Origin of the sequence: Candidatus Enterococcus ikei (assembly GCF_017316105.1) — a bacterium.
Classification (GTDB): Bacteria; Bacillota; Bacilli; order Lactobacillales; family Enterococcaceae; genus Enterococcus_L; species Enterococcus_L ikei.
In genome coordinates this window covers 29,806-50,895 of record NZ_JAFLWD010000032.1, presented here as the reverse complement: position 1 = coordinate 50,895, position 21,090 = coordinate 29,806, and the positions used below count along the sequence as shown (strand labels likewise).

Genomic DNA, 21,090 nt, shown 5'->3' with positions numbered 1-21,090 from the left:
TCACATAAAAGGGGATGATACTAACGAAAGAAATCACAGATGTAAGTGTAGCGACTGTCTTTGAACATTATCCTGAAGAGTATCGAAAACCTCTATTGGCAGTTCGTGAACTGATTTTTGATACGGCATCACATTTAACTGTTGTCGGGGAGTTAGAAGAAAGTTTAAAATGGAATCAACCTTCTTATGCAACGAAAGTAAGCAAATCAGGTAGTCCAATCCGTATCGATCGTTTTGGTACTGATAAAATAGCCATTTTCTTTCATTGTCAAACAACATTAGTAGAGGAATTCAGAGCATTGTTTAGCGACGTTTTTGAGATTTCAAAAAATCGAGCAATCGTGCTTGATCCTAAAGAAGAATTACCAACGAACGAATTAACTTTTTGTATTGAACGAGCATTGACTTATCATAAAAGTTAAATGAAGGACTGTAAAATACACCTGCTCATGGGTGCATTTTACAGTCCTTATTTATTATATATTATCCTCGTTCGATAAATGTATAAGGAATTGATACAGTTCTACTTTTTTCTTCCCACAAAAGATGAAAAGCCGCCTCACCACACTGATCGATATGATGATCGATCGTAGAGAAATTGAGGAGTCTGCTAGAGAGTAAATTTTCCTCACCGATCACAGTCACCTCATCTAGAGAAACATGCTGCAAAATACCAGCGGCGACATCATCTCCATTAGTAACGATCACTTCAAGTTCCTTTACCTTTGAAAAATGAAGCCCAGCTTGGATGCCATCTTCGTATGTACGGCAGTTTCTAACAATCATTGACTCATCCGAATAGCCGATGATATCACTATAAGCTTGCAAAACCAATCCAGTACTAGCACTTTCTTTTTCAGTTCGGCCAACGGTTAAACCAATTTTATGATACCCTTGTTTTTTCAAACTAGTAAAAAGATCAACATAGGATGTTTCACGTTTGATCGAAACACAGGAAATAGGAAAATCTCCCGTATCTTCACAACAAACGATTGGTGCATATTTTAGATAACGTGCAATAGTTTCAAAAGAAACTTTCTTTGAAGTAATGATCATACCGTCCCAAGCTTTCGCAGCTAATTCATCTAAATAGTGTTTTTCGACTTTAGGATCATAATTAGTTGGAAGTAAGGTTACTTTATAGCCATCCTCAAAAGCGGCATTCAAGATACCACTGACGATTTTATCAGAATAAGGATGGTTGGCATAAGGGATCATGACTGCAATATGTTTTGATTTTCCACTACTTAAATCACGCGCTTTGGCGTTGGGAATATAATCAAGTTCATGCATGATTTTCAGGATTTTTTGACGTTTTTCTTCTGACACATACGGATGATTATTCAACACACGAGAAACGGTAGTGACAGAATAACCAGATAACTTGGCAATATCACGAATATTTGCCATAAGTGGCTCCTTTCAAACCTAGTAACTAACGCTTACAGGACGCAAAATACTGCTTAAAAAAAGGCATCAGATGATTGCCATAATCAATAAAATGATAATGTTCTTCCTGATAGTCAAAGCAAATGAAATCAATCTCACCTTCTTCTCCAAACGTTAGTCCTTCTATTTCAGCCAATTCTACTGCTTTATCGATCGGTTTGCAATAGTTATTCAAGCTACGAATAACAAGAACATCCTTTTCATTAGATAAAGAAACGAAGTAATAATCAAGGCCTAAATGATCGGTCAATTCAAGCATTCCATTTATCATAAATCGATTCCTCCTGTCTTTTGTTCAACTATAAAGTATGAAACGCGTATCAGGTCAAGAGGAAGAACTCAATTTATTTTGTTATAAGTGTTGGATGATGATTTCTTGATTGATTTGATCAATGTCAGCTTGCTTCATCTCAGGAAACCAATTAAGCACATTAGCTGTTGAATAGCTGATTGCTTTTTTTAAGACATCAAGATCTTCTAATTGTTCTAATGTCAGGTATTTAACCAAACCGCCTAAAAAGAAGTCACCGCAGGCAATTGGATTTTTGGCATGCACAGGAGGAACGGAAAGATGATAGATTTGTTTATTTAATTTGGCAATCACGCCTTTGGAGCCTAATGTGACGATGAAATATGGAATAGCAGCTACCGCTTCTGATTTGAGGAAAGAGGCATAATCTGCTAGAGCGTTGAAGCTGAAATCAGGAGCTAAATCGCATAATTCTTCATCATTGATTTTGATGACTTCAGGTTTTTCTTTATAAGCTTCAACTAAAGCAGGTCCGCTCGTATCAACAAAAAAGCGAATCTCTTGTCCTTTTAATTGTGCTTGGATTTGAGCGATATAATCATCAGGCATTCCTTTCATCAATGAGCCAGAGAATACAACCATATCTTTGGGTTGGATCGCATGAAGCAATTGATCGGTAAATGTTTTTAACAAAGCGGCATCTAGTACAAAACTATTTTCGTAAATCGGATAAATTTTTTCATTTTTCGTATCAACAATAATATTACAGAATCGTGTATTGATATCCACAGTAGTGGTTTGTAGCTGAATGTCTTTTTTTAATGCCAATTCTTGCAAATATGCGCCATTTCTTCCGCCTAGAATGGTGTGGATGCAATAAGGAACAGATGGCTTTTCAAAATCCATTGCATAAGCGACGTTAAAGCTTTTTCCACCTGCGAATTCACGAACATCATAAGGTCGGTTTGGTAGTGCTTCAGAAAAATCTTCTACTAAAAGTGTACGGTCGATTGCTGGATTTGGACAAATTAAATGGATCATTTGGAACAACTCCTTACATTTTATCGAAAAAATATTAAGCGGTTTCATTTTTACTTTAGAAATACCACATAAAAAAATAGAAAACGTGTTCTACTCTTTTATCCGTGTGCATTCCCTCATTACATCTTAAACGTTGAAAACTCTATTTTGTAATAGTCCCATTTTTTATAACTTTCAACATATTCTGCAATGGTTCCATCTTGCAACGTAGTCTTTTTTTTCTGGAAAACGATTGGTTCAGTCTCTGAAATAGCTAAAAGGTCCATAACATTTTTGGGTGTAGGAAATAAAATTTCATTTGTTTCAGTTGCGTGTTCGTCATACATATGAATCCCAAATTCTGTTTTAAAGCGTTCATAGATAGAATCGTAGTAGCTCAAGTCTTGAATATCAGGATTAATAAATCGATTCGGCAAATAGGTAAAATGCAAAATAAAAGAAACATCATCCACTTTACGAATCCGAGTGATTCGTCTGTAGGTTTGATCAGGAGCTAAGTTTAATTCGGCAAGTATTCTTGGTTCAGATTCCTCTGTGATGCTAAGGACCTGAACGGTTTCTGTTTTACCAGCAAAAATTTCAATATCTGTAAATTCGACTAATTTTCTTTTTCTAGAGCGAGAAACATAAGTTCCTTTTCCTTGATAACGTACTAGATAACCTTCTGATGCTAATTCCTGAATCGCTCTAATAACTGTGATCGAGCTAGCATTATATAATTTAATTAACTCATTTTCACTATAAAAACGATCGCCATGCTCAAATTCGCCAGATTTTATTTTATTTAGTAAGTCGTTTTTGATTTGTTGATACTTTGGGATTTTCATCGTGCACCTCCATATTCATCTTACTTAATATAATAAGTTAAAAGAGAAGAAATAGCCATGATTTTTAACGTTACTAGAGGAAAAAACTGATTAATCACTTACGCCGCTTCATTCTGGAGACTCGTTTTAAAATTAAATAAATAAAATAAAAAGATATTTATTGACAAATACTAAGTAAAGAAGTTAATATGTTAATATATTAACTGGAAGCGCTTTAAAGGAGAGGTGAAAATGCATACATTTGAAGTGAAAGAGGATTTTTTACTGGATGGGCAACCATTTAAGATCATGTCTGGTGCCATTCATTATTTTAGAATTAGACCAGAAGCTTGGTATCATTCGTTGTATAACCTAAAAGCTTTAGGTTTTAACACAGTGGAAACATACATTCCTTGGAATTTACATGAGCAAGAGGAAGGAAAATTTGATTTTAAAGAACAATTAGATATTCAAAAATTTGTACGATTAGCAGAAGATTTAGGATTATTCGTTATTTTGCGTCCATCACCTTATATCTGTGCAGAGTGGGAATTTGGGGGATTGCCAGCGTGGTTATTGAATTATCGTGAAATGCGAATTCGATCTTCTGACCCGATGTTTATAAAAAAAGTAGCTAATTATTATAAAGAACTATTTAAGCAAATCAGTCCACTGCAAGTGACTCAAGGTGGACCTGTCATCATGATGCAGTTGGAAAATGAATATGGATCGTATGGTGAGGATAAAGAGTATTTATTGGCGCTTTACGAGTTAATGCTAGAAAATCGAGTGACAGTTCCGTTATTTACCTCAGATGGTGCTTGGGATGAAGCACAGACTGCTGGAATGCTTTTGGACAAAAATATTTTAAGTACTGGGAATTTTGGATCAAAAGCTAATGAGAACTTTGCACAATTAAGTAATTTACACAAACGTCATAGGAAAAAGTGGCCGTTAATGTGTATGGAATTTTGGGATGGTTGGTTCAACCGGTGGGGAGAGGAAATCATCAGACGTGATCCAGAGGAATTAGCAGAAGCTGTAGGTGAGGTGTTAAAACTAGGTAGTATCAACTTATACATGTTTCATGGTGGAACGAATTTTGGGTTTATGAATGGTTGTTCTGCAAGAGGTCGTAAAGACCTACCTCAGGTAACATCGTATGATTATGATGCATTGCTGGATGAACAAGGAAATCCAACTGAAAAGTTTTTCTCGGTCCAAAGAGAAGTTCATGAATTGTTTCCTGAAATAGAACAATCAGAACCCCTTAAGAAAACAGCATTAGAACCTGCTGTAGCTGAACTAAAAGCAAAGGTTAGTTTATTCTCTATAGTAGAAATGATCTCACAGCATCATTCAAGCAAGTACCCTGAAAATATGGAAAAACTAAATCAAAATTACGGGTACACACTTTATCAAACAAAGGTACCTAAGCGCTCCGATGAAGAGTTTTATCGAGTGATTGATGCAAGTGATCGAGTTCATTTCTTTTTAAATCAAGAAAAAATTACTACACAATATCGCGATGAAATCGGAGAGAAGATTTTTTGCACACCTAATAAAGAACAAAATCAACTGGATATTTTAGTTGAAAATATGGGACGTGTGAATTATGGACATAAATTATTAGCAGATACGCAACGTAAAGGGATCCGTAGTGGAGTTATGTCAGATTTGCATTTCATTTGTGAGTGGGATCAGTACAGTCTAGATTTTTCGAAGCTTGACGGTATTGATTATAAACAACCTTGGATCGAAGGTACACCAGCATTTTATCAGTATGAACTTGCTGTGGAAAAGCCCGGAGATACGTATATTGATTTACAAAAATTTGGTAAAGGAGTGGTACTTGTTAATGGTTTTAACTTAGGTAGATTCTGGAATTGCGGGCCGACACTCTCGTTGTATGTACCAGCAGCTGTTTTGAAAAAAGGAATAAATGAAATCGTTATCTTTGAAACCGAAGGAGAGTGGTCAGAAAACATTGCGATGGAACCAAAGCCAAAATACAAAAAGTCACAGGAAGGGTAGTGGAGAAGATGAGTATTATTGCAGTAAGAATTGATGGAAGATTGATTCATGGTCAGGTAGCTAATCTTTGGACAACTAAATTAGATATTAGCCGTATTATGGTTGTCGACGATGAAGTGTCAGAAAATGCGATCGAAAAAAGTGGATTAAAATTAGCAACGCCAGCTGGTGTGAAGTTAAGTGTTTTACCGATTGAAAAATCGGCTGCTAATATTTTAGCTGGAAAGTATGATTCACAAAGGCTATTAATCATCGCTAGAAAACCAGATCGGTTACTAAAACTAATTGAATTAGGCGTGCCGATCAAAGAAATAAATGTTGGCAATATGTCTCAGAGTGAGCATTCAAAATCAATCACTAAGTCAATCAATGTGTTAGATAGCGATATTGAAGATTTCAAAAAAATTGCTGCTGCAGGTGTGAAACTTGTGTCTCAAATGGTTCCAAGTGATAAATCAGAAGATTTTATGAGTTTGTTGAAATAAACCTTTAGCATTACGGGCCAGCCTCTCGGGAAAAAGATAAAACCTGAATGAGACAAAAAGCGTCTTAGTCATTTTTTCCTATTTTTCAGTCAAGGCTGGACGAGCTTGTGCAGCTTTTAATGTTATCTAGTTCCACGGGCTAGTCTCTCGGGAAAAAGATAAAAAATAAATGAGGCAAAAAGCACCTCAGTTCTTTTTTCCTATTTTCCAGTCGAGCCTGAACGAGCCCGTTATACTTTTAAATTATCTAGCTTCACGGGCTAGCTCTTCGGAAAAAAGATAAAAATGGAGTGAGACAAAAAAGCGTCTCAATCAATTTTTCCTATTTTCCAGTCGAGCCTGAACGAGCCCGTTACACTTTTAAATTATCTAGCTTCACGGGCTAGCTCTTCGGAAAAAAGATAAAAATGGAGTGAGACAAAAAGCGTCTCAATCAATTTTTCCTATTTTTCTGTCAGAGCTAAATGAGCCCGTTACACTTTTAAATTAGGAGGAATATCAATGGCAATTCAATGGTGGCAAATTTTATTATTAACGCTTTATGCAGGGTATCAAATTTTGGATGAATTACAGATTTATTCAGCGTTTAGTCAACCGGTTTTTGCTGGGTTAGTGACAGGTTTGATTATGGGAGATGTAACAGCAGGGTTGATTATTGGTGGAAGTATGCAATTGACTATTTTAGGAGTGGGTACTTTTGGCGGCGCTTCCAGAATTGATGCGAATTCAGGAACCGTTTTAGCGACTGCTTTTTCAGTAGGTTTGGGGATGAATCCAGAACAGGCGATTGCTGCGATTGCGGTGCCAGTAGCTAGTTTAATGATTCAAATGGATATTCTTGGTCGTTTTACTAATACATTTTTTGCTCACAGAATAGATAGCAATATTGAAGCAATGAACTATAAAGGAATTGAACGGAATTTCTTATTAGGAGCGGTGCCATGGGCGCTTTCAAGAGCGTTGCCAGTCTTCTTTGCTCTTAGTTTTGGTGGCGGTTTCGTGGACAACGTTGTAGGTTATTTGAATACAGATCTTAAATGGTTAGGTGACGGATTATCAGTTGCAGGGGCTGTTTTACCTGCTGTCGGTTTTGCAATTTTATTAAGATACTTACCAGTCAAAAAACATTTATCTTATTTGATTTTAGGTTTTGTACTCACAGCACTTTTAACCACTGTATTTGGCAATATTCAACTATTAGGTGGAGCAGTTGCAGGTGTCGCAAAAGATTTTGCGCCAATGTTTACTAATTTACCAATGCTTGCGATTGCGTTGATCGGGTTTGCTTTGGCTTTAAACGAGTATAAAAAATCAGTTGCGCATCCTGTTGTTGTAAAAGATCATTCACAAGAAACAAATGAAGGAGAGATCGAAGATGACGAAATCTAACTATAAATTAACTAAAAAAGATTTTAACCAAATCAATAAGAGAAGTTTATTCACCTTTCAATTAGGTTGGAACTATGAACGGATGCAAGGCTCAGGGTACTTGTATACGATTTTACCCCAGTTAAGAAAAATGTATGGCGATGATACGCCTGAACTAAAAGAAATGATGAAAACTCATGCACAATTTTTCAACACAAGTAATTTCTTAAATACGATCATTACAGGAATTGACTTAGCGATTGAAGAAAAAGAAGGGATTTCTGCAAAGGATTCAGTTGCTGGGATCAAAGTTGGGTTGATGGGACCGTTTGCTGCAATTGGTGATTCGATTTTTGGGGCTTTAGTGCCAACAATTTTTGGAGCGCTGGCAGCGAACATGGCCGTAAATGGTAATCCGATTGGTGCGTTTATTTGGATGGCGGCACAAATTGCTATTATGATCTTTCGTTGGAAACAATTGGAATTTGCTTATAAAGAAGGGATTTCTTTAGTAACAACCATGCAAAGTAGACTTACCGCAATGACGAATGCGGCAACCTTGATGGGTGTTTTCATGGTTGGAGCTTTAGTTGCAACCATGATCAATGTACATTTTGCTTGGGCACCTTCAATTGGAGATTTAACCATCAATGTTCAAAATAATGTGGATATGATCATGCCTCGTTTATTACCAGCTGCAATTGTTGGTGGGGTGTATTGGTTACTTGGAAAGAAAAATATCACATCAACTAGAGCCATTTTTATCGTATTGATCGTTTCAGTAGCGTTATCAGCTTTAGGTGTGATTTCAAAATAGTTGGGAGGAACTTGGTTTGACTAATTTAGTGTTGGTGAGTCATGGCAATTTTTGTACAGAATTAAAAAACAGTTCTGAGATGATCATGGGGGCACAAGACAATATTTATACCGTACCCTTATTACCTGAAGAAGGTGAAAAAGAGTTTGTAGCAAAATTTGAAGCAATTACACAGTCATTAGATGATTTTATAGTTTTCTCAGATTTGTTAGGTGGGACGCCTTGCAATATCTTATCGAAAAAAATAATGGCTGGAGAAACATTTGAATTATACGCAGGAATGAATCTGCCGATGGTCATCAGTTTTGTCAATGCAAACTTATTAGGAGTTCAAGGTGATTTTGTGACGGAGGCGAAAGAAAGTACAGTCAATGTCAATGACTTACTGGTAGCTGCATTTGATGAAGAAGATGAATAGATAGGAGTATGAAGTCAAATGGAATTATTTAAAGAAACACAAGAGAATCTTGAAAAAATTGGAGCAGGGATTACAACGCAAGAAATAAAACAACAACCGATTTTATGGCAAGAAGCCTTTGATAATTATAAAGATCAGCAGGAAAAAATCGACCAATTTATCACTGTAATAGTAGCAGAAAATGGCAAAAAAATTCGTGTGATTTTTACTGGTGCAGGAACCTCAGCCTATGTTGGTGATTCAATTACACCATACTTGAGCAACAAAGGAAACCGAGAAAATTTTATTTTTGAAAGTATTCCAACAACAAATATTGTCTCTAATCCTCGTGATTATTTACAAGAAGATCAGCCGACGATTTTGGTCTCATTTGCTCGTAGCGGCAATTCTCCAGAATCGGTAGCTACTGTGAAATTAGCTAAGCAGCTAGTCAAAAATCTCTATCAAATGACTATTACATGTGCTAAAGATGGTCAGCTTGCCCAAGAAGCAGCAGGTGACGAGAATCATTTATTATTGCTTATGCCTGAAAAATCCAATGATTTAGGCTTCGCTATGACAGGAAGTTTCACCTGTATGCTGTTAAGTGCCTTACTGATTTTTGATACAAGTAGTATGAAGGAAAAAGAGTTATTTGTGCAACAGACCATCAAAATGGGCGAAGAAGTCATCACAAGAGAGTCTGAAATTGAACATGTGCTATCAGGCTCATTTGATCGAATTGCTTATTTAGGTTCAGGCAGTTTGGCTGGTTTAACGAGAGAGGCACAATTGAAAGTTCTAGAACTAACAGCTGGAAAAATTACGACTATTTTTGATTCGTCTGTTGGCTTCAGGCATGGACCAAAATCCTTCATCAATGAAAAGACACTGGTTTTCGTCTTTGTCAGCAATGATTCCTACACTAGAAAATACGATCTAGATATTGCAGAAGAAATCAAAGCAGACAATATTGCAGCGGAGATTGTGACGTTGGATGTAGAAGGGAAAGAAAATTTCTCTGGTCAACGGTTCACCTATAAGGTCGGTGGAGAATTACCAGAAGCTTATCTGGTCTTGCCTTACGTGTTATTTGCTCAAACTATAGCACTTCATAGCTCTTTAAATGTTGAAAATACACCAGATACGCCATCTGCTTCCGGCACAGTCAATCGTGTGGTTAAGGGAGTCAACATTTACGAGTATCACAATTAAAATTCAAAAAATCGAGGAGAAAGCAATGTTAAAAATTACAGCTGCCAAAAAAGCAGCGATGGATCGTTTATCAACAAAAAATGGCATTATTGAAGCTTTGGCAATTGATCAGCGTGGCGCTTTGAAGAAAATGATCAAAGCATTGGATGAAGAACCGACTGATCAGCATATCATTGATTTTAAAACAATGGTTTCCAAGGAGTTAACGCCGTTTGCTTCTGCGATTCTATTAGATCCAGAATACGGAATACCAGCTGCCGAATCCAGAGATCAAGAAGCAGGCCTGTTATTGGCTTATGAAAAAACAGGTTACGATGCTTCCACACCAGGACGTTTACCAGATTTATTAGAAGATTGGTCTGTTATACGTTTACGTGAAAAAGGTGCAGATGCTGTTAAATTTTTACTTTATTATGATGTAGATGAGCCTCAAGAAATCAATCATCTAAAGCATGTGTTTATCGAGCGTTTAGGCAGTGAATGCTTGGGTGAGGATATTCCGTTTTATTTAGAATTAGTTTCTTATGATGCCAAAATTACGGATGTATCTTCTAGTGAGTATGCTAAAATCAAGCCGCGTAAAGTGATCGAGATGATGAAAGAATTTTCAAAACCACAATATAAAGTCGATGTATTAAAAGTAGAAGTTCCAGTAAATATGAATTATGTTGAAGGAATCGGTGCGGAGAAAGCAGTTTATTCTCGGGCAGAAGCTTTGGCGTATTTCAAGCAACAAAGTGAAGCCACACACTTGCCATTTATTTTTCTAAGTGCGGGCGTTTCTGCTCAAATGTTCCAAGATACCTTGGCGTTTGCTAAAGAAGCAGGATCTACCTTTAATGGTGTGCTTTGTGGTCGTGCAACATGGAAAGATGGCGTTGCTCCGTTTGTTGAAAATGGAGAAGAAGCTGGGCACAACTGGTTACGTACAGAAGGAAAAGAACATATTCAACAACTGAACGAAGTAGTCGAGCGTACAGCAAGTTCTTGGCATGATAAGGTAGAGGTAATAGAGTAGATGAGTTGCTGTAAGTGAAATCAAGTGTGTCAAAAAATCCAGAATGAGGCTAAACTAATTTTCCTAACCTCCTTCTGGATTTTTATGAATAAAGGCTGTTGCAAAGGAATTTGATTAATTGAAATGATAATGTATTCAAAGAGGGAGAGTGACAACGGAATGAAAAAAAAGTGTATGACATCTATTAGTATCTTAGCATTAATGACCTGTGGAGCTTTGCTTGGAGCAAACAATGTTTTGGCAGATGAGAACAGTAGTCAAAATCAAACTCAGATCGCAACTGAACCGACAGCTGTGGCAAATTATTGGCAAACGAATTTTCAAAGTGGACAGTTAGGCAATTGGCAAGACTTAGTTGGCGGTACTAATAGAACATTAAAAAATAATGCACTTGATATTTCTCGAAAAACTACTGCAGGAAATAACGCAGTATCAGTCAATTTAGACTCGCCTGTAAAAGCTGATGGAGAAATAGAAACCTCGTTCAAATTTAGTGGTGGAGAAGGTCGGACGGGGATAATCGTCAGAGGCGCTTCAAAAGATAGTTGGGTTTTTGTCGGATTTAATGTAAATGGCAAATGGATCGTTGAAAGTCCAACTTCTTGGAACGATGGGATTTCTGGTCCTACCTTAGTGCCAGACACTATGTATGTTTTAAAAGTTCGTTATGTTGGAACGAAGATCACTATTTGGTTAAATGGCACTCAATTTTATGATGGGGAACCAGTATTAGCTAACGGCACTAAAATTCCAACAGCTGCAGGACGCGTTGGTTTTAGAACATGGTATGATCAAAAAACAGTAAGTTATAACTATTTTAAAAACGGAGACAGTGGAACGATTCCTGAGCTAGTGCCGGAAATCATCGAATTGACACCTGTTAAACTCTTTACGAAAGTAGGCACAGCACCTGTGTTACCTGCAACAGTGAAAGCAACATACAATACTGGGAATCAAAAAGAAGAGTCTGTTACTTGGGACGCTATTGCCCCAGAAGCTTATCAAAAAGTTGGTAGTTTTGATGTAGCGGGAACTGTTGCAGGAACAGCGCTAAAAGCGAAAGCTACAGTAACGGTCATTGCTGATGGTAGTGTTGAAGCAGGAGATAAAATTTCATCAACAGATATTACCGCTGTTTTAGATCCGACGTTTCCAAGGGTGATTCGTTATGAAAATCCCGCTGATAACAAAATCATTTTTAAAGGACAGCAAGAAAAAATCAGCCAAGTGCTGGTTGATGGAAAACCGTATGAAGCAACTGCCGTGAAAGAGTCGATGACTAAAAACAATGCGATTTATCAAGTAACAGTTCCGGCGATTGGGTTGAGTTTTAAAGTTAGTTTTACTGTTGCTGATGGTCAAGAAGTTGCAATGAAAATAACGGATATCAAAGAAGGAACAACAAAAATCCATACACTTGCTATTGCAAACCAAGGCTTGCTTTCTGTAAACAGTACCGATGCAGGTGCCGCATTCTCCGGTGTAGTCATGAACACGGGGACGAATGCGAATAATAGTAATAAAAATGGAGATACTTTCCAGAATTTAGTCACTTCAAATGAAGTTGGAACAAAGCAATATATGTACGGATTTTTAAATACGAATGATTATGCAGCTAGTTTCTGGACTAACGCATATGGTGACGGTGCCGTTGATAATAGCGATAATAATCGTATTTACAAACAAACAAAAGAAACGAGCGGCGGCTATGTTACATCATTATGGAGTGGCTCTTGGACCTATCGCCCATTTGATGCGCCAAACACATACCTAACGGGGGAAATTCCTGAAGTGAAAATCAAGTTTGCTAAAGACTTAAATGGTGATGGCAAAGTGGATTGGCAAGATGCAGCAATCAATTATCGCGCAATCATGAATAATCCAGTGGGGGCTGAAAAAGTACCTGAGTTGGTCAACCAACGCATTCCATTTAACTTTGCAAGTCAGGCGACAAACCCATTTTCAGTGACACTTGACGAAACAAAACGAATTTATAATCTGACCGATGGCTTAGGACAAATGAACTTATTAAAAGGTTATCAAAACGAAGGGCATGACTCAGCTCATCCAGATTATGGTGATGTTGGTAAACGTCAAGGCGGAGCTAAAGATATGAACCAATTGATCGACGATGGTCATAAGCTGAATGCTATCTTTGGTGTTCATGTCAATGATACTGAATCTTATCCAGAAGCGAAATCATTTAATGAAGAATTGATCGATCCGACCAAACGAGGGTGGGATTGGCTTGACCCATCATATTTCATCAAGCAACGACCAGATACGATTAGCGGTAACCGATTAAATCGTTTTAAAGAGTTGAAGACCAACGTGCCAAACTTAGATTATATTTATGTTGATGTCTGGGGCAATCAAGGCGAAGCAGGCTGGTTAAGTCGTCAGCTAAGCAAAGAAATCAATGGACTTGGTTGGATCACGGCCAATGAATTTCCAAATGCCTTAGAATATAACTCAATTTGGAATCATTGGTCAGCTGAAAAAGCTTACGGTGGAACTTCAATGAAAGGATTTAACAGTAATATTGTACGTTTTATCCGCAATCATCAAAAAGATACCTGGATCATTTCTGATAATCCATTGTTAGGCGGAGCAGAATTTGAAGCCCATGAAGGTTGGGTTGGCAAAACGAATTTTAATACGTATAAAGAAAAAACATTTGCAATCAATGTTCCCACAAAATTCTTGCAACATTACCAAATCACAAATTGGGATACGACAACCGCTACAAGTGGTCAAATTTACGGTACGATCAAATTAGCAAATGCGGCTGACAAGGTAGTTGTGACACAAAAAGATGCCAATGATCAAAGACGTGTGATGCTAAATAACATCGAAGTATTAAAAGGGAATACTTATCTAATCCCGTGGACAGTCAATGGTGAAGATAAGCTCTATCATTGGAATGAAACTGGCGGCTCAACCACTTGGACAATTCCAGAAAAACTTCAAGGGAAAACGAACTTACATTTATATGAATTGAGCGATCAAGGTAGAAAAGATAAAGGGCTAGCTGTTAGATCAGGAAATCAGGTAACAATTCAAGCAGAAGCTAAAACGCCTTATATTATTGCTGAACCTACGACAAAAGAACCGCTAAAATTTGGAACAGGGACACTAGTAAAAGATCCAGGCTTTAATGAACAGGATACCTTAGCTAAAAACTGGCGAGTCATCCAAGGCGATGCAACAGTTATTAAAGATCCAAATGGCGATTATGTTCTGAATGCTGGAAAAGCTGCAATGAATATCCAGCAAGCATTAACAGTACCAAAAGCAGGGAAATACAGTATTTATGTAAATACTGAAACTCACAATCGAAAAGCAAGTATAACTGTGGATATCGATGGGAAGAAATATACTAAAGAATATAAAAATTCTGTCGTTCAAAATTATATTCAAGCCGATATTAATCACACCAGCAGTAAATATCCTCAATACATGCAAAATGCTAGAGTAGATTTCGTGGTTCCAGAGAATGCGAAAAAAGCGACACTTACTTTAGCAGCAGAAGTTGGCAGTAATGTCACTAAATTTGATGATATTCGAATCGTTGAACGCCAAACAGACGTGAGCAATATAACAAATGAAACGATTGTTAAACAAGATTTTGAAGATACTCAGGCAATAGGTTTGTTCCCATTTGTGAAAGGGCAAGCTGGTGGAGTGGAAGATCCACGAATTCACCTATCAGAAAAAAATGAACCCTATACCCAATATGGTTGGAATGGCAATAAAGTATCAGATGCCTTAACAGGCAATTGGTCGCTAAAAGCGCATAAACAAGGCGCAGGATTAATGCTACAAACGACGCCGCAAAATATATTATTTGAAGCAGGGAAAAAATATACAGTCAGCTTTGATTATCAAACGGATGGACAAAATGTTTTTTCTGCTGGCTCTGTGACGGGTGAATTTAAAACACTCACAGACTTGAAGAAAGTAGGCGAAATCTTATCAACTTCAGTAGATGGAAAAACCAAAAAATATCAAGCAGAAATTGTTGGTGATGCTTCAGGAAATACAACATTCGGTATTTATACAACAGGTGGAGCTTATGACTTAGTTATTGATAATTTCACAGTAACTGTCAAATCTACAAAATAATATCCTTTGATTTTTTAAAGGAGGTTGGGACGGAGTTGTTTCTGCTCCCACCATTTATTCGGATTCCAAGTGAGTGGGACGTGACTCAAAGAGTTATGTTCCACTCACTTTTTTCTCTGAGCAGATAGTATGAGGGCTCTTCTTTGTCTTTATAAATACCAGCGAGTATACTCAAAAGTAAGAGAGAGTTTCCACAAATTAAGTAAAGGAGTCGTTAAAAAATGATAAAAATCAGTCAAGCAAAAATGGATGCACTAAACCGTTTGTCCAATGAAAAAGGCTTGATCGAAGCCTTGGCGATCGATCAACGAGGGTCATTGAAAAAAATGATTGCTGATGCTAGTACAGTGACAAATGGAGAAGAAATCATCGACTTTAAAAAAGTTGCTTCACAAGAACTAACACCCTATGCTTCCGCGATTTTACTTGATCCAGAATACGGGTTACCTGCGACAAAAGTTCGGGATAAAAACTGCGGATTATTGTTAGCTTATGAAAAAACGGGTTACGATGCATCAACACCCGGTAGAATGCCAGATTTATTAGAAGACTGGTCAGTATCACGTTTGAAAGAAGCCGGAGCAGATGCAATCAAGTTTTTACTATATTATGATCCGGATGAACCTACTGCAATCAATCATTTAAAACATGTCTTTGTTGAACGATTGGGCAGCGAGTGCTTAGGTGAAGATATTCCACTTTTTGTTGAGATCGTCACCTATGATACTGAAATCACAGATGCTGGTTCAGCCGCATTTGCTAGAGTCAAACCACATAAGGTCTTAGAATCAATGATCGAATTTTCTAAACCCCACTATCATATTGATGTGTTAAAAATGGAAGTGCCAGTTAATATGAATTATGTGGAAGGTTTTGCTGAGAATGAAGTGGTTTATAGTAGAAAAGAAGCCTTAGACTATTTCAAAAAACAAAGCGAGTTGACCGAATTGCCGTTTATTTTTCTTAGTGCCGGAGTTTCAACGAAATTATTCCAAGAAACATTAGAGTTTGCTAAAGAAGCTGGTTCTAAGTTTAGCGGTGTCTTGTGCGGACGTGCGACTTGGCGTGAAGGAGTTAAACCATTTGCCGCAAAAGGAGAATCTGCTGGTCGTGATTGGTTTGCGACACAAGGCAAAGAAAATATAGAAACTTTGAATGAAATCGTTGAACGTTGCGGCACTTCTTGGCGATCAAAGGTTGAGGTTGGATAAAAAAACGTCTGGAGTAAATCGAGTCACGATTTATTTCAGGCTTTTTTTATAAATTATGAATTAAAAAATAAAGAGAAAATAAATATTTTTTCTATGTATTGCGGATAAACTTTCATTAAACTATAATCTAGTAAGTGGCTTATTATTCAAAAAGATAAGCAATGAGTAAGAGAGGATCCTGAACAATGAAAATTGGTATTCCAAAAGAAATAAGAATTGGCGAAAATCGTGTAGCATTACCAGCTGCTGGGGTTTTAGACCTTGTGAAACACGGTCATGAAGTATTTGTCGAAACAAATGCTGGACTCGGTGCTTCGATTCATGATGAAGAATATGTTGCCGTTGGTGCAACAATTGTAAAGACTGCCCAAGAAGCTTGGGCACAAGAATTAGTTTTAAAAGTAAAAGAACCATTAAAAGAAGAGTATCAATACTTAAGAGAAGATTTGACGCTATTCACATATCTTCATTTAGCAGCCAATAAGCCATTAGCTGAAGAATTAATGAAGAAAAAAACGAAAACGATTGCTTATGAAAGTGTTCAATTAGCCAATGGCGAATTACCTCTGTTAGCACCAATGAGTGAAATTGCCGGACGTTTAGCGGCTCAGATCGGTGCGCAATTTTTAGAAAAAGTTCCAGAAGGAAAAGGGATTTTACTTGGCGGTGTTCCAGGTGTGAAAAAAGGCAAAGTAGCGATCATCGGCGGTGGAATCTCAGGCTGTAATGCGGCTAAAATCACTCTAGGTCTAGGTGCAGATGTCACGATTTTAGATGTAAATATCAAGAAACTGCAAGAAATCGATAATCAGTTTAATGGCGCTGTAAAAACACTTGTTTCAAACCATTTCAATATTCAAGAAGCAGTGAAAGATGCGGATCTTGTGATTGGAGCAGTCTTGATCCCTGGGCGTAAAGCCCCTGTTTTAGTCTCAGAAGAAATGGTGGCTTCAATGCCGGAACATTCAGTAATCGTGGATATTGCCATTGATCAAGGCGGGATTTTTGAAACCATCGATGAAGTGACTACTCATCAACATCCAACCTATATTAAACACGGTGTGATTCATTATGCTGTGGCGAATATGCCAGGAGCTGTTCCGCAAACAGCAACGTTTGCTTTAGCTAATGCGACATTACAGTATGTAGTAGAATTAGCAAATAAAGACTTTGAACAAGCAGTTGAACAAAATCCAGCATTATTAGCGGGTGTGAATACTTTAAATGGCGGGATGACCAATCATGCGGTTGCAACTGATTTAGATTTACCTTATTCTTCCGTTCAATCTATGTTATAAATAGCTAAAATTATCAGGAGGACGATTATACCAATGACAAAAAAAGAATCTTTACATTTAATCGAGCGCTTATCCAATGCATCAGGTGTTTCAGGTTTTGAAGACGATGTTGTGGCGATCGCTAAGGAATTTTCAACATCTTTTGCTGAAGTATCCGAAGATCATATTCGCAATGTCTACATGAATGTCGGAGAGCATAAAGCAGATAAACCAACAATCGTATTTGATGCGCATAGTGACGAAGTTGGTTTTATCGTTCAAGCTATCAAACCAAACGGAACCTTGCGTTTTCTACCTTTAGGCGGTTGGGTACCAAATACAGTACCAGCTCATCGTGTACGCATTAAAACAGCAAATGGCGATGAAGTTCCAGGGATTATTGCCAGCAAACCACCACACTTTATGACAGAAGCAGAACGCAAAGAAGTTCAAACCATTGATGATATGGTGATTGATGTGGGCTGCACTAGTGCTGAAGAAGTTACAGCTAAACTAAATATTGCCATTGGTGATCCAGTGATTCCGGATGTTGCATTTGAATATCTTGAAGCAACTGACGTAATGCTGGGCAAAGCGTTTGATTGCCGTATTGGTTGTGCTTGTTTACTTGAAACGCTGAAAGAATTATCTGAAAAGGAATCGGAATTCAATTTGATTGGCACGATGACTGCTCAAGAAGAGGTCGGCGAACGTGGAGCGACTGTTGCCATGAATAATGTCAAACCAGATCTAGCGATTGTGTTTGAAGGTTGTCCAGCAGATGATACGTTCTCAGAAGACTATATGATCCAGTCTGGCTTAAAACGTGGGCCGATGTTGCGGAATTTCGATGTTTCTATGATCACCAATCCACGCTTCCAACGTTTTGCCAAAGAAACAGCAGAAAAATATGGTCTGCCAATGCAAAGCTCGGTCAGAAAAGGTGGCGGAACTAATGGGGCGATCATCAATTTAACAAACAAGGGCGTACCAGCGATCGTGATCGGAGTACCAGTTCGCTATGCACATACGCATTACGGCTATGTAGCTTACGAAGATTATCAAACAGCACGTCAACTAGCAGTTGCTATTGTGAATGACTTAACGGCAGACATGATCAACAGCTTTTAATGATAGAAAAGAAATTAGGGGGAATCACAAAAATGAACATGAAAAAATGGGCATTAACAACAGTAGCTGCAAGTGCATTGATTTTATCACTGGCTGCTTGTAATTCAGGAAGCAAGAAAGAAGAATCAACTGGAGATAAAAAACAAGTCCTAAAAGTATTGGAAAGCGCTGAGCTGCCAACGATGGATATTTCTCAAGCAACAGATGTTGTCAGTTTTTCAGCTATTAGCCAAGTAATGGAAGGATTGTATGAATTTGCGGACGACAGTACTTCAGCACCAGCAATTGCCGAAGAAGTTGTTACACCAACAAATGATGGGAAAACATATACGATCAAATTACGTAAGGATGCTAAATGGAGCAACGGCGATCCAGTTACAGCAAATGATTTTGTTTATTCATGGAAACGTACGGTCGATCCAAAGACGGGCTCAGAATATGCTTATCTATTTGATGGTTTTGAAAACTATAAAGCAATCTCTAAAGCTGAAAAACCAGCTTCTGATTTAGGAGTTAAAGCGCTAGATGATCATACCTTAGAAATCAACTTAGAATACCCGATTCCTTATCTATCCTCTCTTTTAGCAAAACCAACGTTCTATCCATTGAATGAAAAATTTGTTGAAGAAAAAGGAAAAGAATATGGAACAAACAGTGATAATCTACTTTACAATGGCGCATTCACGCTTGCTGACTGGGATGGAACTAGCATCACTTGGAATTATATCAAAAATGATCAGTACAGAAATGCAGACAAAGTTAAGCTAGACGAAGTTAATGTTCAAGTAAGTAAAGAAATCGGTACGAATGTGAATTTATTTAAAGCGGGTGAAACAGATATTGCTCCAATCAAAGGAGAATATGTGGATCAAGAAATGGACAATCCAGAATTAGTTACTCGTATTTATCCATCGACATCTTATTTGCAATATAACACTGAAAATAAAGTATTTGCCAACAAAAATGCTAGAAATGCAATCACAAAACTGATCAACTCAGATCAAATTGCTAAAAATATTCTAAAAGACGGCTCAATGGCAATCGAAGCGTTTGTACCAAAAGGAATCGCTAATCAAGAGACAGGAAAAGATTTTGCCGAAGAAGCTGGGGCTTTGATGAAAACAGATATTGAAGGCGGCAAAAAATTGTGGGAAGATGCTAAGAAAGAATTGGGCATCGACTCTGCTTCAATCACATTATTGACATCAGACACAGATTCAGCGAAAAAATTATCTGAATACGTTCAAGGATTACTAACAGAGAATTTAAAAGGCTTAAAAGTAACGATTTCAAGCGTACCATTCAAAAATCGTTTAGATCAAATGAGCAACGGCGACTTTGATGTTGTTTTAGCTGGCTGGGCAGCAACATATGCTGATCCATATGACTTCTTGCAATTGTTTAGAACAGGTGGAGAACAAAATTATGGTAAATTCAGTAACGAAGAATTCGATAAATTATTAACAGAATCAGCAACAACTTACGCTACTGAAAATGAAAAACGCTGGGATACATTATTAGATGCTCAAAAAGTGTTGATGGATAATTCACCAGTAACTCCATTATACCAAGCATCAGAAGCATTCTTAGTGAATGATCGGGTAGAAGGTCTTGTGTATCGTGCAATTGGCGCTCCTTACTATAAAAATGTATCTTTAAAATAATCAGCTGCACAAAATAAAAAATGTTGAGAAGTAGATAGAATACTGCTTTTCAACATTTTTTTTATGTCCATACTATAGTAATAAATAAAAAAGAAGTTATCGAAGCTATTTGTAATAGAAAGAGCGAATAGAACATCAACGATCAAATAAGATACATCAATATAAAACAAATTGATGCAATATCTCCAAGAAAGCTTTATACTAAAGAAATAATGAGACATTTTCTGGAGGAGAAAGATGAATAATAATGATATACTGATTCGTTTACGCTATGCGTTAGACATCAAAGATACAGATATGATCAAGATTTTTAAATTGGGTGATTTAGATGTCACAAGAGAAGAGTTACGAGTTTTACTAACAAAGCAAAATGAAGAAGATGAGCTTCCAAGAGATGCTGTTTGTGATAATCACACCTTAGAGGCGTTCTTAAATGGATTGATCACGTATAAAAGAGGCAAAGCACCAGCTAAAAATGGTGTTGCACCTAAGCCGACATTTTTGATTACGAGTCAAAGTAATGTTAATAATGTACTATTAAAGAAGGCAAAAATTGCATTGGCTCTAACAAGTGATGACATGCTTGATGTTTTGAGACTTGCTGGTGTTTATGCATCTGATAGTGAATTAAGTGCGATTCTTAGAAAAGAAGGACACCGGAACTATAAAGAGTGCGGAGATCGTTATGCAAGAAACTTCCTAAGAGGGTTAGCGATCAAGTATCGAGAATAATGGATTGAATAAAAATAATACTGGGATGGAACTAGAGTAACCAACACTAGTTTCGTCTCTCTTCTAATTT

General features: G+C 37.3%; 18 protein-coding genes. 14 read left to right on the top strand and 4 right to left on the bottom strand.

Going from position 1 to position 21,090, the window contains the following annotated elements:
* Positions 1–14 precede the first annotated feature (14 nt).
* The gene (locus tag JZO69_RS12215) at positions 15–422 is read left to right on the top strand and encodes a DUF1801 domain-containing protein (protein WP_207113148.1); all 408 of its coding nucleotides are present in this window, start codon (positions 15–17) and stop codon (positions 420–422) included.
* A gap of 61 nt (positions 423–483) precedes the next feature.
* On the opposite strand, the gene JZO69_RS12210 is transcribed toward JZO69_RS12215, so the two are convergent.
* From JZO69_RS12210 to JZO69_RS12195, 4 genes are all read right to left on the bottom strand, one after another.
* Complete coding sequence (locus JZO69_RS12210) at positions 484–1,410, bottom strand: LacI family DNA-binding transcriptional regulator (RefSeq protein WP_207113147.1); 927 nt, start codon at positions 1,408–1,410, stop codon at positions 484–486.
* A gap of 25 nt (positions 1,411–1,435) precedes the next feature.
* Positions 1,436–1,720, bottom strand: a complete 285-nt coding sequence (locus tag JZO69_RS12205; RefSeq protein WP_242586802.1) for a hypothetical protein — start codon at positions 1,718–1,720, stop codon at positions 1,436–1,438.
* Between the two features lie 81 nt (positions 1,721–1,801).
* On the bottom strand, positions 1,802–2,740 hold the full coding sequence (locus tag JZO69_RS12200; protein WP_207113146.1) for a 1-phosphofructokinase family hexose kinase: 939 nt from the start codon (positions 2,738–2,740) through the stop codon (positions 1,802–1,804).
* 119 nt (positions 2,741–2,859) lie between these two features.
* Positions 2,860–3,567, bottom strand: a complete 708-nt coding sequence (locus tag JZO69_RS12195; RefSeq protein WP_207113145.1) for a GntR family transcriptional regulator — start codon at positions 3,565–3,567, stop codon at positions 2,860–2,862.
* 231 nt (positions 3,568–3,798) lie between these two features.
* Between JZO69_RS12195 and JZO69_RS12190 the strand changes: the two genes are divergently transcribed.
* The 13 genes from JZO69_RS12190 to JZO69_RS12130 all read left to right on the top strand — a co-directional run bounded on the left by JZO69_RS12190 (position 3,799) and on the right by JZO69_RS12130 (position 21,020).
* On the top strand, positions 3,799–5,580 hold the full coding sequence (locus JZO69_RS12190) for a glycoside hydrolase family 35 protein (RefSeq protein WP_207113144.1): 1,782 nt from the start codon (positions 3,799–3,801) through the stop codon (positions 5,578–5,580).
* Positions 5,581–5,588: 8 nt separating this feature from the next.
* On the top strand, positions 5,589–6,065 hold the full coding sequence (locus JZO69_RS12185; RefSeq protein ID WP_207113143.1) for a PTS sugar transporter subunit IIB: 477 nt from the start codon (positions 5,589–5,591) through the stop codon (positions 6,063–6,065).
* Positions 6,066–6,566: 501 nt separating this feature from the next.
* Positions 6,567–7,454, top strand: a complete 888-nt coding sequence (locus JZO69_RS12180; RefSeq protein WP_207113142.1) for a PTS mannose/fructose/sorbose/N-acetylgalactosamine transporter subunit IIC — start codon at positions 6,567–6,569, stop codon at positions 7,452–7,454.
* A complete protein-coding gene (locus JZO69_RS12175) occupies positions 7,441–8,250 on the top strand; it encodes a PTS system mannose/fructose/sorbose family transporter subunit IID (RefSeq protein WP_207113141.1) in 810 nt (269 codons plus the stop codon). Before JZO69_RS12180 ends, JZO69_RS12175 begins: the two co-directional genes overlap by 14 nt.
* A 16-nt stretch (positions 8,251–8,266) precedes the next feature.
* Positions 8,267–8,668, top strand: a complete 402-nt coding sequence (locus tag JZO69_RS12170) for a PTS sugar transporter subunit IIA (protein ID WP_207113140.1) — start codon at positions 8,267–8,269, stop codon at positions 8,666–8,668.
* An 18-nt stretch (positions 8,669–8,686) separates the two neighbouring features.
* Complete coding sequence (locus JZO69_RS12165; protein WP_207113139.1) at positions 8,687–9,862, top strand: SIS domain-containing protein; 1,176 nt, start codon at positions 8,687–8,689, stop codon at positions 9,860–9,862.
* 25 nt (positions 9,863–9,887) lie between these two features.
* Positions 9,888–10,880, top strand: coding sequence for a tagatose-bisphosphate aldolase (gene lacD / locus JZO69_RS12160; RefSeq protein WP_207113138.1), 993 nt, complete (start codon positions 9,888–9,890; stop codon positions 10,878–10,880).
* 159 nt (positions 10,881–11,039) lie between these two features.
* Positions 11,040–15,005 (top strand): endo-alpha-N-acetylgalactosaminidase family protein, encoded by a 3,966-nt coding sequence (locus tag JZO69_RS12155; protein ID WP_207113137.1) that lies wholly within the window; start codon positions 11,040–11,042, stop codon positions 15,003–15,005.
* 221 nt (positions 15,006–15,226) lie between these two features.
* Positions 15,227–16,216 carry a tagatose-bisphosphate aldolase gene (gene lacD, locus JZO69_RS12150; protein ID WP_207113136.1) on the top strand — a complete coding sequence of 330 codons (990 nt, stop codon included), beginning with the start codon at positions 15,227–15,229 and terminating at the stop codon, positions 16,214–16,216.
* Positions 16,217–16,401: 185 nt separating this feature from the next.
* The gene (gene ald / locus JZO69_RS12145) at positions 16,402–17,514 is read left to right on the top strand and encodes an alanine dehydrogenase (protein WP_207113135.1); all 1,113 of its coding nucleotides are present in this window, start codon (positions 16,402–16,404) and stop codon (positions 17,512–17,514) included.
* A gap of 33 nt (positions 17,515–17,547) precedes the next feature.
* A complete protein-coding gene (locus tag JZO69_RS12140; protein ID WP_207113134.1) occupies positions 17,548–18,624 on the top strand; it encodes a M42 family metallopeptidase in 1,077 nt (358 codons plus the stop codon).
* A 32-nt stretch (positions 18,625–18,656) separates the two neighbouring features.
* The gene (locus JZO69_RS12135) at positions 18,657–20,288 is read left to right on the top strand and encodes a peptide ABC transporter substrate-binding protein (protein ID WP_242586800.1); all 1,632 of its coding nucleotides are present in this window, start codon (positions 18,657–18,659) and stop codon (positions 20,286–20,288) included.
* A 237-nt stretch (positions 20,289–20,525) separates the two neighbouring features.
* A complete protein-coding gene (locus JZO69_RS12130; RefSeq protein WP_207113133.1) occupies positions 20,526–21,020 on the top strand; it encodes a YehS family protein in 495 nt (164 codons plus the stop codon).
* Positions 21,021–21,090: the final 70 nt, after the last annotated feature.

Excerpts from the sequence above, each read along its gene's own strand:
- JZO69_RS12215 (WP_207113148.1), top strand. The coding sequence starts at position 15 with ATGATACTAACGAAAGAAATCACAGATGTAAGTGTAGCGACTGTCTTT.
- JZO69_RS12210 (WP_207113147.1), bottom strand. The coding sequence starts at position 1,410 with ATGGCAAATATTCGTGATATTGCCAAGTTATCTGGTTATTCTGTCACT.
- JZO69_RS12205 (WP_242586802.1), bottom strand. The coding sequence starts at position 1,720 with ATGATAAATGGAATGCTTGAATTGACCGATCATTTAGGCCTTGATTAT.
- JZO69_RS12200 (WP_207113146.1), bottom strand. The coding sequence starts at position 2,740 with ATGATCCATTTAATTTGTCCAAATCCAGCAATCGACCGTACACTTTTA.
- JZO69_RS12195 (WP_207113145.1), bottom strand. The coding sequence starts at position 3,567 with ATGAAAATCCCAAAGTATCAACAAATCAAAAACGACTTACTAAATAAA.
- JZO69_RS12190 (WP_207113144.1), top strand. The coding sequence starts at position 3,799 with ATGCATACATTTGAAGTGAAAGAGGATTTTTTACTGGATGGGCAACCA.
- JZO69_RS12185 (WP_207113143.1), top strand. The coding sequence starts at position 5,589 with ATGAGTATTATTGCAGTAAGAATTGATGGAAGATTGATTCATGGTCAG.
- JZO69_RS12180 (WP_207113142.1), top strand. The coding sequence starts at position 6,567 with ATGGCAATTCAATGGTGGCAAATTTTATTATTAACGCTTTATGCAGGG.
- JZO69_RS12175 (WP_207113141.1), top strand. The coding sequence starts at position 7,441 with ATGACGAAATCTAACTATAAATTAACTAAAAAAGATTTTAACCAAATC.
- JZO69_RS12165 (WP_207113139.1), top strand. The coding sequence starts at position 8,687 with ATGGAATTATTTAAAGAAACACAAGAGAATCTTGAAAAAATTGGAGCA.
- lacD (WP_207113138.1), top strand. The coding sequence starts at position 9,888 with ATGTTAAAAATTACAGCTGCCAAAAAAGCAGCGATGGATCGTTTATCA.
- JZO69_RS12155 (WP_207113137.1), top strand. The coding sequence starts at position 11,040 with ATGAAAAAAAAGTGTATGACATCTATTAGTATCTTAGCATTAATGACC.
- lacD (WP_207113136.1), top strand. The coding sequence starts at position 15,227 with ATGATAAAAATCAGTCAAGCAAAAATGGATGCACTAAACCGTTTGTCC.
- ald (WP_207113135.1), top strand. The coding sequence starts at position 16,402 with ATGAAAATTGGTATTCCAAAAGAAATAAGAATTGGCGAAAATCGTGTA.
- JZO69_RS12140 (WP_207113134.1), top strand. The coding sequence starts at position 17,548 with ATGACAAAAAAAGAATCTTTACATTTAATCGAGCGCTTATCCAATGCA.
- JZO69_RS12135 (WP_242586800.1), top strand. The coding sequence starts at position 18,657 with ATGAACATGAAAAAATGGGCATTAACAACAGTAGCTGCAAGTGCATTG.
- JZO69_RS12130 (WP_207113133.1), top strand. The coding sequence starts at position 20,526 with ATGAATAATAATGATATACTGATTCGTTTACGCTATGCGTTAGACATC.